This window comes from Kineococcus sp. TRM81007, from assembly GCF_022669155.1.
Classification (GTDB): Bacteria; Actinomycetota; Actinomycetes; order Actinomycetales; family Kineococcaceae; genus Kineococcus.
On the sequence record NZ_JALBVB010000057.1, the window covers coordinates 213,779 to 226,912 of the forward strand.

Below are 13,134 nucleotides of genomic sequence, written 5' to 3' on the forward strand. Positions count from 1 at the left end.
ACCGCACGGGGGCCTCGTCGTACCCGGGGACGTCCAGTCCTCCCGGGCTCAGTCCTTCTTGGCGCCGAACATGATCTCGTCCCAGCTGGGGACGCTGGAGCGCTTGCCGCTCGTGCCGCCCTGGGCGCGCCGGGCGGAGCGGTTGCGCCGGCGCGGCGCGGGCCGCTCCGCGGACGCCTTGCCGTCCTGCTGCTCCTGCTCGCCCGCCTCGCCCGCCTCGTCCGCGTCGGGCCGCCCGGTGGCCCCCGCCTCCGGCGCCCCGTCCACGTGCGGCGAGCCCGGCGTCTCGGGGACGTCCGGGGTCCTCGCTCCCCCCGGGGTGTCCTGGGCCACCTCCTGCTCCGGGTCCTGCGCCACCTCCTGCTCCGCACCCAGCTCCCAGTCCGCCGCGGCGTCCCCGGGGAGGGGGCCCGGTGCGGGTGCGTGCTCGGCGGGCGCTTCCTCGGCGGGCGCGTGCTCGGCCGGTCCGTGCTCGGCGGGCGACGCCGCGGCCTCGGCGTCCTCGGCGGCCACGTGCTCGTCCGGGCGGTGCTCGCCCGCCGCGCGCTCCGGGGAGGCCGGGCGCGGGGGCGGCAGCACCGTGCGGTCCTCGTGCTCGTGCGGCGCGGACGCCGGCGGGTGCGCGGGCGGCGGGTCCGCCAGCAGGGCGTCGACCCGCGGGGCGGGCTCGGCCCCGGGAGCGGGCGCGGGCTCGCCGCGCACCCCGCGCTGGGCGTCCAGCGCGTCCAGCAGCCCGGCGGCCAGGTCCCCGGGAGCCGGGCGCTGCCCGTGCCCGCCGGTGCGCACCCCGCCGTCGGCCTCCACGTCGTACACGCGCTCCCGCCCGCGCACGGCCTCGCCGGCCACGCTCACGAGGCGGCGTGCGGGCAGCGGCCCGGCCTCGGCCGGTTCCTCCTCGCTCAGCCAGCGCGCCTCGTCGTCGGTGGCCGTCAGCGCGCGGGAGCCGGGGTCGAAGGACCAGCGCGCCACGCGCCCGCGGCCACCGGCGACGAACTCCACCTGCACGGTCCAGTCGCCGTCCTCCTGCCGCCAGGCGTCCCAGCGCGTCCCCTCCAGGTCGACCGCGCGGGCGCTCAGGCGGCTGACCACCAGCTCCTCCAGGGTGCCGTTGCCCCCGGAGCGCCCGTACGCGGTGCGGCGGGCCAGGCCGACCACGTGGGCCCGCTCGGCGAGCACCGGCCCCTCGTAGCGGCGCACCCGGTCCAGGGGCAGCCCGCCGGACTCGGCGATCTCCTCGGCGGACTCGCCGGCGCGGATGCGCGCCTGGATGTCCCGGGGACGCAGCTGCGACTCCAGCTGGATCTGCAGCTGACCGAGCCGGGCCCGGTCGCGGCGCACCGCCGCGCGCAGCGCCTCGTCCACCCGCAGCCGGTAACGCGCTCCGTCGGCGCCGACGAGCACCACGTGCTCGCCGTCGTCGTGGACCCCGACGAGCCTCAGGTCCTGCATGAGGGCGTCCTCCAGCGGTGTCGTCTGCGGCGGCGCGGCCGGACTGGCCGGGCCGGCGCGGCTCCCGGGCGGGCCGAGCGCTGCACGCACTCTGCCACCTGCGTGCCGCGCCGTTCACCCGGCGCGGTCCACGAATCCGCGACGACCCTGGACCTCAGGTGGAGGGTCAAGGGTGGGGGAGGGGGGTCGCCGGGTGCCGCACCCCCGTCGGGCGCGCCGCCGCGCAGCGGTGAGAATGGGCTCGTGAGCGCTGCGACCACCTCCGCGCGTCCCTACGACGCCGTCCTCCTGCTGTCCTTCGGGGGCCCGGAGGGCCCCGACGACGTGGTGCCGTTCCTCGAGAACGTCACGCGGGGGCGGGGCATCCCGCGCGAGCGGCTCGAGGCCGTCGCCGAGCACTACCTGCACTTCGGCGGCAAGAGCCCCATCAACGACCAGAACCGCGCGCTGCTGGCTCGGCTGCGCACCGAGCTGGACGCCCGCGGCCTGGCCGACCTGCCGCTGCTGTGGGGCAACCGCAACTGGGAGCCCTACGCCACCGACGTGGTGCGCGAGGCCCACGAGGCCGGTGCCCGCCGCTTCCTGGTGGTCTTCACCAGCGCCTACTCGTCCTACTCCAGCTGCCGGCAGTACCGCGAGGACCTGGCCCGCACGGCGCAGGAGCTGGCGGACGAGGGCCGGCGGGTCGAGTTCGACAAGATCCGCCACTACTTCAACCACCCCGCCTTCACCGAGGTCAACGCCCGCGCCGTGGCGCGCGCGCTGGGCGAGGTGCCGGACGGCTCGCGCGTGGTCTTCGTCACGCACTCGATCCCGGACGCCATGAACGACGTCTCCGGCCGCGACGGCGGCGCCTACGTGCGCCAGCACCTCGACGTGGCCGCGGAGGTCGCCCGCCGCGTCGGCGCCGAGCGCGGCGGCGACGTGCCGTGGGACCTGACGTACTGCTCGCGCTCCGGCCCGCCCAGCCAGCCGTGGCTGGAGCCGGACGTCAACGACCACCTGCGCGCGCTGCACGAGCAGGGCGTCCCCGGCGTGGTCGTCGCTCCCATCGGGTTCGTCAGCGACCACATGGAGGTCAAGTTCGACCTCGACACCGAGGCCGCGGAGACCGCCGGCGAGATCGGGCTGCCGTTCGCGCGCGCCGCCACCGTCGGTGCCGACGCGACGTTCGTCGCCGGCCTGGTGGACCTGATCGAGGAGCGGTCCGCGCAGGCCCGCGGGGAGCGCCCCGAGCAGCCGGCCACGGGGGCCCTGGGCCCCTCCCGCACCGTCTGCCCCGTCGACTGCTGCCGGAACCTGCGTGCCGACCTGCCCGCCGCGACGGGCGAGGACTACCGCGCCCCGGCCCCGGCCCCGGCGTGAGCGGGACGGCCGTGGACGGCCTGCCGGGCGTGCCGGAGCTGGCCGAGCTGCGGCGCGTGGCCGTCCAGGCCGCCGCCGCGGCCGGTGAGCTCGTGCGCACCGGCCGCCCCGACCGCGTGGAGGTGGCGGCCACCAAGTCCACCCCCACCGACGTCGTCACCGCCATGGACCACGCCTCCGAGGAGCTGCTGCGCGAGGTCCTGGGCCGGCTGCGCCCGGACGACGGGGTGCTGGGCGAGGAGGGCGGGCACCGGCCCGGCACCTCCGGGCTGACCTGGGTGGTCGACCCCGTGGACGGCACCGTCAACTACCTGTACGGGCTGCGCGCGTACGCCGTCAGCGTCGCCTGCGTGCTCGACCCCTCGCACGGCGCGGAGCGCCCCGACCCGGCCACCTGGACGGTGCTGGCCGGCTGCGTGCACGACCCCACCACCGGCGAGTCGTGGAGCGCGGCCCTCGGCCGGGGGGCGAGCCTGCGCGACGGCGAGCACGAGCGGGCGCTGCCCGGGCCGGCGGACGTCGCTCTGGAGCGCGCCCTGGTGGGCACCGGCTTCGGCTACGACCCGGTGCGCCGCGCCGAGCAGGCCGCCGTGCTGGCCCGCCTGCTCCCGCGGGTGCGGGACGTGCGGCGCGTCGGCAGCGCGGCGCTGGACCTGTGCTGGGTGGGGGCCGGGCGGCTGGACGCCTACTACGAGCGCGGGCTGAAGCCGTGGGACCTCGCCGCCGGCGCCCTCGTGGCCGCCGAGGCGGGTGCACGGGTCACCGGCTTCGACGGCGGGCCCGCCGGCCCGGAGGGCGTGCTGGTGGCCGCGGACGGCCTGCACGGGGCGCTGCGGGCGGAGCTGGCCGGCTGAGGCGCCGCGGGCGCCCGCCCGGGGACGCGTGAGGCCCCCGTCCCGAGCGGGACGAGGGCCTCACGGCGTCCGGTGCCGGGTCAGGTGGCCGGGCAGGCGGCGGCGCGCTGGGCCGGCAGCGTCAGGTCGACGGAGGGCTGCGGCTCGGCCGGCAGCTCCACGTGCTGCTCGGTCTGCTGCGCGGCGAGGTAGGCGACGGTGTCGGGCAGGGCGACGTCGTGCGCCGCGGCCAGGTCGACGAGCCCCTCCAGCTCGCCCAGGTGGGCGGCGGCGAGCTCCTCCTCGCCGGCCGCGGTCGCGGAGTCGATCGTGGCGCGCGTCTGCTGGACGCGCTCGGACAGCTCCGCCACGAAGGCGGGCGGCGCGGTGCGGGCGGTGTCGCCGTGGGGCACGGTCGTCGCCTCGCTCGCGCGCGGGTCCTGCACGGGCTGCTGCGCGGGCTGCTGCACGGGCACGGCACCTCCTCGAGAGCTTCGGGCGCCCCGGCGGCCGAACGGTGCCGGGGCGCCGCGGTCCGCCGGTCGGCGGGGACGGCGGCACACTACGGGGCGTCGGAGCCCGTTCCAACTCCCGCTGCGGCGCTGTGGACCGCGCACGGCCCGGCGGGTGGCCCGCCCGGCCCACCCCGACTGCCCTGAGTGGCGTGTCGCGACGCGCCGTGAGGAGCCCCGGTTCGTGGGGCGCGCGACGGTAGGTCATGATGCGTGCTCGCCTCGCCGAACGGGGCACCGGCGAGCAGGGTCCGGGGCGCGGGCATCATTCGGGCCCGCGCCGCGTTGAGCGGGCCGCAGGACGACGGAAACACGGAGTGAGGCAGGGGTCATGGCCACCGACTACGACGCACCGCGCAAGAACGACGACGAGCTCAACGAGGACTCCATCGAGGAGCTGAAGGCCCGTCGCACGGACAAGAGCTCCGGTGCCGTCGACGAGGACGAGACGGAGGCCGCGGAGGGGTTCGAGCTGCCCGGTGCGGACCTGTCCAACGAGGAGCTGTCGGTGCGGGTGCTCCCGCGCCAGCAGGACGAGTTCACGTGCACCAGCTGCTTCCTGGTGGTGCACCGCAGCCAGCTGCACGACACCGGCGACGGCCGCGTCGTGTGCAACGACTGCGCCGCTTGAGACGCGGCGCCCGCCCTCAGCGGCCGCGGGTGATCGCGTCCGCGAGCCGCTGGGGGTGACGGGTGGAGACCACCCAGTAGGGGGCCGGGTCGTCCGGGTCGTCCAGGTGGACGCGCACGGCCGTCGGCACCCAGGAGCGGATCGCCAGGTGGGCGCGGGCGTCCAGCTCGGGGCCGAGCGCTGCGCGGCGCTGCGCGGCGGGCACGACGTCGACGCCGCGGACGACGCGCAGCGGCAGCCGGGCGCGACCGGCGCGCAGGTGCCCGTCCGCGACCTCCACGGTGGAGGCCATGCTCAGCAGCACCGCCACGGCGAGCGCCGCACCGAGCGCGGCCCCCGCGGCCGCGCCGACCGGCCCGAGGATCGGCAGGGCGACGAGGGCGCCTCCGGCGACCGCGGGCAGCCAGGCCAGCCACGTCGTCGGCGCCGGCCACCACCGCTCGCGCCACACCGCCGCACCGGTCCCGGCGTCGGCGGCGGAGCGGGGACCGGGGGTGGTGCTCACCGCGTCAGCTTCTCACGCGCCGCTGCCCACGCGCCGCCCCGGCACGGTGCGGGGGCGGCCGGTAGGGTCCTCGCCCGTGAGCAACGCCGACGCCGTCGAGCCCGGAGCCGCCCTGGAGGTGGCGACGGTCCTGGCCGACCCCGCCGCGCTGCCGGGGTACGCGCACCCCGGTGACGCGGGCGCCGACCTGACGACCCGCGTCGACGTCGTGGTCGGCCCGGGGGAGCGCGTCACCGTGCCCACGGGCGTGTCGATCGCACTGCCGGAGGGGTACGCGGCGTTCGTCGTGCCCCGCTCCGGCCTGGCGGCGCGGCGCGGGCTGACCACGCTGAACGCCCCCGGCACCGTGGACGCCGGGTACCGCGGGGAGATCCGCGTCACCCTGCACAACACCGACCTGCGCGAGGCGGTGGAGCTGCGGGCCGGTGACCGCGTGGCGCAGCTCGTCGTCCAGCGCGTGGAGCGGGTCCGCTTCGTGCCCGTCGGCACCCTGCCGGTGTCCGCGCGGGGCGAGGGCGGGCACGGCTCGACGGGCGGTTCGCAGGCGCTGACGGGAGCGCCCCGGCCGACAGACCAGAGCACCAGCACCGGAGAGGGACGACCGTGAGCCTGTTCCGCCGCAAGCGCGCGAAGGACACCGAGGGCACCACCGAGGGCACCACCGAGGGCACCGCTCAGGAGGCCGTGGAGGACGCGCCCGCCCCGGGTGCGGGTCAGGCCGCGGGCTCCTCCGTGGAGGCCCCCGCGGCGGCACCCGCGCCGGGTGCCGGGGAGGTCGCGACCCCGGCGGCCCCCGTGGTCCCCGTGGCCGCGGACCGCTCGAACGGTCCCTTCGACTCCTCGGAGGTGCCGGCGGAGGACGGCCGCCTGCCGCTGGGCGGGCTGCGGCTGGCCGGGCGCGAGGGCATGGAGCTGCGCTTCGAGGTGGAGGAGGCCAGCAAGCGCGTCATCGCCGTCACGGTGGGCCTGGCCGGTTCCGCCGCGCAGCTGCAGGTGTTCGCCGCCCCCCGCACCCGCGGGGTGTGGGACGAGATCCGCGCCGAGATCGTCGCCGCCGTCGACGCGCAGGGCGGGGCCTCCGAGGAGCGCACCGGGCCCTTCGGCGCCGAGCTGCTGTGCCGGCTGCCCGTGCGCACGGAGGACGGGCGCACCGCGCACCAGCCGACCCGCTTCGTCGGCGTGGACGGCCCGAGGTGGTTCCTGCGGGCCGTCTTCTCCGGCCCGGCCGCGCACGACGCGCAGGCCGCGCAGGCGCTGGAGGCCGTCGTCCGCGACGTCGTCGTGGTGCGCGGCGCCGAGGCGATGGCCCCCCGCGAGCTGATCCCGCTGGCGCTGCCGCCGCAGGGCCGCCCCCAGGGCGCACCGGCGGAGCAGGAGCAGGGACGGGGGGAGCGGCGCGAGGGTGGCCGCGACGACCTCGAGCCGTTCGAGCGCGGCCCGGAGATCACCGAGGTCCGCTGAGCCGTTCGCGGTGCCGCCCCTCGCCCGCGCGGGTGAGCGGGTCACCGCCGGGCCGGGAGGGTCCTACGCTGTGCACGTGTCGAAGTCGTCGGTGCTGAGCACGCCGCTGTGGCGTCGCGCGCTTCAGCGCTTCACCGCATCCGAGTCGGACCTGGTGGCCGAGGAGGCCCAGCAGGACGCCGTGCGCCACGGCGGGACGCCGTGCGGGGCCATCCGCAACCGCACGCGCGCCTGCGTGTGCGGCACGCTGCGCTCGGTCACCCTGCGCCCGCGCGGTGGTGTGCCCGCCCTGGAGGCCGAGCTGTTCGACGGCTCCGGGTCCGTGTCGCTGGTGTGGCTGGGGCGGCGGCGCATCGCCGGTGTCGAGCCGGGTCGGCGCCTGCGGGCGCGCGGTCTGGTCGCCGACGACGACGGCCACCGCGTGATCTTCAACCCCGGGTACGACCTGCTCTGCCCCGAGGGCGCGTGACGCCGTCGGCGGAGCCGCCCGGCGCGCTCGGCGGGGCGGGGGGTGCCGCTGAGGAGGCCACCCCCACCACGGTCGAGGAGGTCGTGCGCCGGCGGCTGTCCGCAGCGCTCGGCGGGTGGCGGGGGTTGCTGGACTCGGCGGCCCCGGCGCTGGCCTTCCTGATCGGCTGGCTCCTCACCTCCGACGTGCTGGTCTCCGTGGGTGCCTCGGTGGCCGTGCTGCTGGTGGCCCTGGTCGTGCGGATCGCGCGCCGCGAGACCGTGCAGCACGCCGTCGGCGGCATCCTCGCCACCGCCGTCGCCGCGTTCATCGCCTCGCGCACGGGCCGCGCCGCGGACGTCTTCCTGCCGGGCATCCTGCTCAACGCGGCCCTCGCGGTCGTCTTCGCCGTCTCCATGGTGGCGCGCTGGCCGGTGGTGGGGTTCGTCGTGGGCGCCGTCACCGAGGACCCCGCGGGGTGGCGGCGCGACCGCGGCGTCGTCGCGCTGTGCCAGAAGCTCACCGGCCTGCTCCTGGCCGGCTACGTCGTGCGCGTGGCGGTGCAGCTGCCGCTGTACCTGGCGGACCGCTCCAGCGGGGGGGAGTGGACGACGGCGCTGGCCGTCAGCAAGCTCGTGCTGGGCTGGCCCCTGCTCGTCCTGGGCGTGGTGGTCGCCGGCACGCTGCTGCTGCGCGGTCGCACGCCCCTGCAGCCGGAGGAGCCGGGGACGGGGCCCGAGGCGGTCCCGGAGCGCCCTCAGGAGCGCACCCGGCGCTCCTGAGGGCCGCCGTCAGCGAGCGCCGAGCAGTGCGCTCAGCTCCGCCTCGACCTCGGGGACGCTGAGGAACATCAGGTGGTCGCCGGCCTCGAGGACGTCGTCGGACGTGGGGGCGATGGGCCGGTCCCCGCGCACGATGGCCACGAGCACCGCGTCCGCCGGCAGCGGCAGGTGCCCGACGGTGCGGCCCACGGCGGGGCTGGTGGTGTCCAGGGTGTACTCGGCCATCGAGGTCCTGCCCCGCTGGAAGGTGAACAGGCGCACGAGCTCGCCGACGCTGACGGCCTCCTCGACGAGCGCCGTCATCAGCCGCGGCGTGGACACGGCGACGTCCACGCCCCACGCCTCGTCGAAGAGCCACTCGTTCTTGGGGTTGTTCACCCGTGCCACGGTGCGCGGCACCCCGTACTCGGTCTTGGCCAGCAGCGAGACGACGAGGTTGGCCTTGTCGTCGCCGGTGGCGGCGACGACGACGTCGCAGTCGGTCAGCTCCGCCTCGTCGAGGCTGGAAATCTCGCAGGCGTCGGCGAGCAGCCACTGGGCGTCGGGCACGCTGGTGATCTTCATGGCGGCCGGGGAGCGGTCCACCAGCAGCACGCGGTGCGAGTTGGCCAGCAGTTCGCGCGCGATGGAGCGCCCCACGATCCCGGCGCCGGCGATGACGACGCGCATCAGGCCCCCCCTCCCGGCGCGGCCGCGAGCACGGCGGTGGCCGCGGCGGTGCGCTCCTCGGCGACGACGACGTGGACCAGGTCGCCCTCCTGGTGGACGGTGCCCTTCACCGGCACCAGCCCCTGCCCGAGCCGGGTGACGTAGGCCACCCGCACGCCGGCGGCGGCCTCCAGCACGTGCAGGGGCTTGCCCACCCACCCCTCGTGCACCGGGGCCTCGACCAGGACCACGCGGCCGCTGGCGTCGCGGAACTCGCTGAGGGCGCCCTCGGGGACCAGCCGGCGCAGGACCTGGTCGGCCGTCCAGCGCACGGTGGCGATGGTGGGGATGCCCAGGCGCTGGTAGACCTCGGCGCGACCCGGGTCGTAGATGCGCGCCACGACGGTCTCCACGCCGAACTTCTCGCGCGCCACCCGCGCGGCGAGGATGTTGGAGTTGTCGCCGGAGGAGACCGCGGCGAAGGCGCCGGCCTGGTGGATGCCGGCCTCCACGAGCGTGTCGTGGTCGAAGCCGACCCCGGTGACGCGCTGGCCGGTGAAGGAGGTGCCCAGCCGGCGGAAGGCGTCGGTGTCCTGGTCGACGACGGCGACGCTGTGCCCGCGCTGCTCCACGGTCAGCGCCAGGGTGGAGCCGACACGCCCACACCCCATGATCACGAAGTGCACGACCCCTCCGGTGCGTCCTGTGCGGCCGGGAGCGCCGGCGTGGCCGGCGGCTCCTCCCGGGCGGCGACGCTACCGCCTCGCCGGCGCACCCGCCGCCGTGGCCGTGCACGGGGCGCGTCCGGGGCGCGTCCGGGGGCGCGGCCGGACGCCCGGACGCCCGGACGGCCCCGTCGGCGTGCCGCCGCAGCGGGAGCTCGGACGTAGCATCGGTGGACGTGCCCTCTGTGACGGACGCGGTCAAGCGCGTGCTCGTCGGCCGGCCGTTCCGCAGCGAGCGACTGTCCGAGACCCTCCTGCGCAAGCGCGTCGCGCTCCCGGTGTTCGCCTCCGACGCCCTCAGCTCGGTCGCCTACGCCCCCGACGAGATCTTCCTGACCCTGTCGATCGCCGGCATCGCCGCCTACGCGGTCTCGCCGTGGGTGGGCCTGGCCGTCGTCGTCGTCATGCTCGTGGTCGTCGCCTCGTACCGGCAGAACGTGCACGCCTACCCCTCCGGCGGCGGGGACTACGAGGTCGCCACGGTGAACCTGGGCCCGAGCGCGGGCCTGACGGTGGGCAGCGCGCTGCTGGTGGACTACGTCCTGACCGTGGCGGTGTCGATCTCCTCCGGCGCGCAGTACGCGGCCACCGCGATCCCCGCGCTGCGCGGGCACGAGGCCCTCTTCGCCGCCGCCCTGGTGCTGCTGCTGATGACGGTGAACCTGCGCGGGGTCCGCGAGAGCGGCACCGCGTTCGCGATCCCCACCTACATCTTCATGTTCTCGATCCTCGGCATGGCGCTGTACGGCTTCGGCCGGTACCTGTTCGGCGACCTGCCGATGGCGGAGAGCTCCCGCTACGACCTGACGGCCGAGCACGACATCTCCGGCGGCCTGACCAGCCTGGCGGGGGCCTTCCTGATCCTGCGGGCCTTCTCCTCCGGTGCCGCGGCCCTGACGGGCGTGGAGGCCATCAGCAACGGCGTGCCGGCGTTCCGCGAGCCCAAGAGCCGCAACGCGGCCACGACGCTGCTGCTGCTGGGCACCATCAGCGTCACCATGCTCGTCAGCACGATCGCGCTGGCGAACCTCACGCAGGTGCGCTTCGCGGAGGACCCCTCGATCCAGCTGCTCGAGGACGGCGTGCCCGTCGGCGACGACTTCGTGCAGGACCCGATCATCGGCCAGCTCGCGGCGACGGTCTTCGACCACTTCCCGGTCGCCTTCTACGTCGTCACCGCCGCCACCGGCGTCATCCTCGTGCTGGCGGCCAACACCGCCTTCAACGGCTTCCCCGTGCTCGCCTCGATCCTGGCGCGCGACGGCTACCTGCCCAAGCAGCTGCACACGCGCGGCGACCGGCTGGCGTTCTCCAACGGCATCATCGCCCTGGCCGGCGCCGCGGTCGTCCTCGTGCTCGCCTTCGACGCGCAGGTCACCCGGCTCATCCAGCTGTACGTGGTGGGCGTGTTCGTGTCCTTCACGATGAGCCAGACCGGCATGGTGCGGCACTGGACCCGGCACCTGCGCACCGAGCGCGACCCGGCGGCGCGCCGGCGGATGAAGCGCTCGCGGGTCATCAACTCCATCGGCCTGGGGCTGACCGGCATGGTCCTGGTCATCGTGCTGCTGACGAAGTTCACGCAGGGCGCGTGGCTGGCGATCCTCGCCATGGTGGTGCTCTTCGCGAACATGAAGCTCATCCGGCAGCACTACACCTCGGTGTCGCGCGAGCTGGAGATCGCCGAGGAGGCCGGGGCCAAGGCGCTGCCCACCGGCGTGCGCGGCGTCGTGCTGGTCTCCAAGCTGCACAAGCCGACGCTGCGGGCCCTGGCGTACGCGCGCGCCGCGCGACCGAGCGACCTGCAGGCGGTGACCGTCTCGGTGGACCCGGAGGAGACCGCCGCCCTGCAGGCGCGCTGGGACGCGCTCGGCCTGCCGATCCCGCTGACGGTGCTCGACTCGCCGTACCGCGAGGTCACCAGGCCGGTGCTCGAGCACGTCAAGGCGCTGCGCGCGCGCCATCCGCGCGACCTGGTGACCGTCTACGTGCCCGAGTACGTCGTGGGCCACTGGTGGGAGACCCTGTTGCACAACCAGTCCGCGCTGCGCCTGCGGGCGCGGCTGCGCTACACCCCGGGAGTGATGGTGGCGAGCGTGCCGTGGCAGCTGAGCAGTTCGGAGGGGATGGAGGACCGCGTGGAACGATCCGCGCCGGGCGTGGTGCGCCGGGGCACGTTCGGGCCGACGCCGACGCGCCCGGACCCCGCCTCGCCCGCCGCGACCACCCCGCCGCCCGGCGGTAGCGGCGGCGAGCGCGAGGGGGCCCGGTGAGCCGCCCGGCCCGCGCCGCCGCGCCCGGCGCCCGCCGCGACCGGCGCACCCGCTCCGCGGAGGCGAGGGGCGCCGACCGCGCCGGCGCCGAGTTCGAGGTGGAGGTCGGCCCGATCGCCCACGGCGGGCACTGCGTGGCCCGGCACGAGGGTCGCGTCGTCTTCGTCCGCCACGCCCTGCCGGGGGAGCGGGTGCTGGCGCGCGTGACCGAGGGCTTCGACGGCTCGCGCTTCTGGCGCGCCGACGCGGTGCGGGTTCTGCGCGCCGACCCCGACCGCGTCGAGCCGCCCTGCCCGGTGGCGAAGCCGGGGCTGTGCGGGGGCTGCGACCTGCAGCACGTGGCGCTGCCGCGGCAGCGGGCGCTGAAGGCGCAGGTGGTGGCCGAGCAGCTGCAGCGGCTGGCCGGGCTGGACCTGGCCGTCGAGGTCGAGGAGGTCCCGCTGCCCGCGGGTGCCGCGCAGCCGGAGCACCCGGGCCTGCGCTGGCGGACCCGCACGCAGTTCGCCGTCGACGCCGAGGGGCGCACCGGGCTGCGCGGGCACCGCTCGCACGACGTGGTGCCGCTGGCGGACTGCCCGATCTCCACGCCGGCCGTCGCCGGCAGCGGGGTGCTGGGGCAGCGCTTCGGCAACGTGGCGACGGTGGAGGTGGCGGCCGGCTCGGACGGCGGCGACCCGCTGGTCGTGGTGACGCCGAGCGAGGGTGCCCGCGCGCACCTGCCGAAGCTGCCCGGGGCCTCGGTGGCGGTGCGCACCCCCGAGGGCGTGCACCGCGTGAGCGGGCGCACCTGGGTGGGGGAGCGCGTGCCGGTGCGCGGGCGGGAGCTGGCGTTCCGCGTCAGCGGTGCCGGCTTCTGGCAGGTGCACGCCGGCGCGGGCGCCGCGCTGACGGAGGCGGTCCTGCAGGCGCTGGAGCCCCGCCCGGGGGAGCGCGCGGTGGACCTGTACGCCGGCGCGGGGCTGTTCACCGCCGTCCTGGCCGACGCGGTGGGTGCGGACGGCTCGGTGCTGGCCGTGGAGGGCGAGGCGCGCGCTGTGCGCGACGCGCGGCGCTCGCTGCACGGCTCCGAGCACGTGGAGCTGTGGGAGGGGCGCGTGGAGGAGGCGCTGGCCGACCCGGAGCTGGAGGGCGCCGGTGTGGACGTGGTGGTCCTCGACCCGCCGCGCTCGGGCGCGGGCGCCGCGGCGGTGGAGGCGATCGCGCGGCTGCGCCCGCGGGCGGTGGCGTACGTGGCGTGCGACCCGGCGGCGCTGGCGCGGGACGTGGCGTCCTTCTCGGAGCGCGGGTACGTCCTGGACGGGGTGCGCGCGTTCGACCTGTTCCCGATGACGCACCACGTGGAGTGCGTGGCGCGGCTGGTCCCGGCGAGCTGAGCGCGGGTGGTCCCGACGTGCCCGGCGCGTCGGGGCCGCCCGGTGGTATCTTGACGTCGAGATAAATGGTCGGCGAACACGGTGGGGTGCCGGTCCGGCGCCGCCCGCACGGTGGCAGCATCGGGGACG

Annotated in this window: 14 protein-coding genes; 9 read left to right on the forward strand and 5 right to left on the reverse strand. The window is 76.8% G+C overall.

The features are described 5' to 3' along the window. Positions 1-48: 48 nt before the first annotated feature. The gene (gene sepH, locus MN205_RS18175; protein ID WP_242129772.1) at positions 49-1,449 is read right to left on the reverse strand and encodes a septation protein SepH; all 1,401 of its coding nucleotides are present in this window, start codon (positions 1,447-1,449) and stop codon (positions 49-51) included. 243 nt (positions 1,450-1,692) lie between these two features. Between sepH and MN205_RS18180 the strand changes: the two genes are divergently transcribed. After that, a complete protein-coding gene (locus MN205_RS18180; protein WP_242129773.1) occupies positions 1,693-2,814 on the forward strand; it encodes a ferrochelatase in 1,122 nt (373 codons plus the stop codon). Further along, on the forward strand, positions 2,811-3,668 hold the full coding sequence (locus MN205_RS18185) for an inositol monophosphatase family protein (RefSeq protein ID WP_242129774.1): 858 nt from the start codon (positions 2,811-2,813) through the stop codon (positions 3,666-3,668). The genes MN205_RS18180 and MN205_RS18185 overlap by 4 nt, the downstream gene beginning before the upstream one ends. A gap of 80 nt (positions 3,669-3,748) precedes the next feature. Here the strand turns inward: MN205_RS18185 and MN205_RS18190 are convergent, their stop codons facing one another. Continuing rightward, on the reverse strand, positions 3,749-4,123 hold the full coding sequence (locus MN205_RS18190; protein WP_242129775.1) for a hypothetical protein: 375 nt from the start codon (positions 4,121-4,123) through the stop codon (positions 3,749-3,751). 367 nt (positions 4,124-4,490) lie between these two features. Between MN205_RS18190 and MN205_RS18195 the strand changes: the two genes are divergently transcribed. Continuing rightward, on the forward strand, positions 4,491-4,790 hold the full coding sequence (locus MN205_RS18195) for a DUF4193 domain-containing protein (RefSeq protein ID WP_242129776.1): 300 nt from the start codon (positions 4,491-4,493) through the stop codon (positions 4,788-4,790). Between the two features lie 16 nt (positions 4,791-4,806). Here MN205_RS18195 and MN205_RS18200 read toward each other — a convergent pair whose 3' ends face one another. Next, the gene (locus MN205_RS18200; RefSeq protein ID WP_242129777.1) at positions 4,807-5,295 is read right to left on the reverse strand and encodes a DUF3093 domain-containing protein; all 489 of its coding nucleotides are present in this window, start codon (positions 5,293-5,295) and stop codon (positions 4,807-4,809) included. Positions 5,296-5,407: 112 nt separating this feature from the next. Between MN205_RS18200 and dut the strand changes: the two genes are divergently transcribed. The 4 genes from dut (at position 5,408) to MN205_RS18220 (ending at position 7,986) form a co-directional block, all read left to right on the forward strand. Further along, on the forward strand, positions 5,408-5,902 hold the full coding sequence (gene dut, locus MN205_RS18205; protein WP_374115983.1) for a dUTP diphosphatase: 495 nt from the start codon (positions 5,408-5,410) through the stop codon (positions 5,900-5,902). Then, entirely contained in the window at positions 5,899-6,756 is an 858-nt protein-coding gene (locus MN205_RS18210; RefSeq protein WP_242129779.1) for a DUF3710 domain-containing protein, read from the forward strand. The genes dut and MN205_RS18210 overlap by 4 nt, the downstream gene beginning before the upstream one ends. A gap of 76 nt (positions 6,757-6,832) precedes the next feature. Continuing rightward, a complete protein-coding gene (locus tag MN205_RS18215; RefSeq protein ID WP_242129781.1) occupies positions 6,833-7,225 on the forward strand; it encodes an OB-fold nucleic acid binding domain-containing protein in 393 nt (130 codons plus the stop codon). After that, positions 7,222-7,986: a DUF3159 domain-containing protein gene (locus MN205_RS18220; protein WP_242129783.1), complete on the forward strand. Its 765-nt coding sequence runs from the start codon at positions 7,222-7,224 to the stop codon at positions 7,984-7,986. Before MN205_RS18215 ends, MN205_RS18220 begins: the two co-directional genes overlap by 4 nt. Before the next feature lie 9 nt (positions 7,987-7,995). Here the strand turns inward: MN205_RS18220 and MN205_RS18225 are convergent, their stop codons facing one another. Together MN205_RS18225 and MN205_RS18230 are read right to left on the reverse strand one after the other, a co-directional pair. Then, the gene (locus MN205_RS18225; protein ID WP_242129785.1) at positions 7,996-8,655 is read right to left on the reverse strand and encodes a TrkA family potassium uptake protein; all 660 of its coding nucleotides are present in this window, start codon (positions 8,653-8,655) and stop codon (positions 7,996-7,998) included. Then, entirely contained in the window at positions 8,655-9,320 is a 666-nt protein-coding gene (locus MN205_RS18230) for a TrkA family potassium uptake protein (protein WP_242129787.1), read from the reverse strand. The genes MN205_RS18225 and MN205_RS18230 overlap by 1 nt, the downstream gene beginning before the upstream one ends. A 215-nt stretch (positions 9,321-9,535) precedes the next feature. Here MN205_RS18230 and MN205_RS18235 point away from each other — a divergent pair, with 215 nt between their 5' ends. Both MN205_RS18235 and MN205_RS22115 read left to right on the forward strand, forming a co-directional pair. Next, complete coding sequence (locus tag MN205_RS18235; RefSeq protein ID WP_242129788.1) at positions 9,536-11,632, forward strand: APC family permease; 2,097 nt, start codon at positions 9,536-9,538, stop codon at positions 11,630-11,632. Further along, the gene (locus tag MN205_RS22115; RefSeq protein WP_242129789.1) at positions 11,629-13,005 is read left to right on the forward strand and encodes a class I SAM-dependent RNA methyltransferase; all 1,377 of its coding nucleotides are present in this window, start codon (positions 11,629-11,631) and stop codon (positions 13,003-13,005) included. Before MN205_RS18235 ends, MN205_RS22115 begins: the two co-directional genes overlap by 4 nt. Positions 13,006-13,134: the final 129 nt, after the last annotated feature.

Bases quoted from the DNA above. Each gene is read 5' to 3' on its own strand.
- sepH (WP_242129772.1), bottom strand. From the start codon at position 1,449: ATGCAGGACCTGAGGCTCGTCGGGGTCCACGACGACGGCGAGCACGTG.
- MN205_RS18195 (WP_242129776.1), top strand. From the start codon at position 4,491: ATGGCCACCGACTACGACGCACCGCGCAAGAACGACGACGAGCTCAAC.
- MN205_RS18225 (WP_242129785.1), bottom strand. From the start codon at position 8,655: ATGCGCGTCGTCATCGCCGGCGCCGGGATCGTGGGGCGCTCCATCGCG.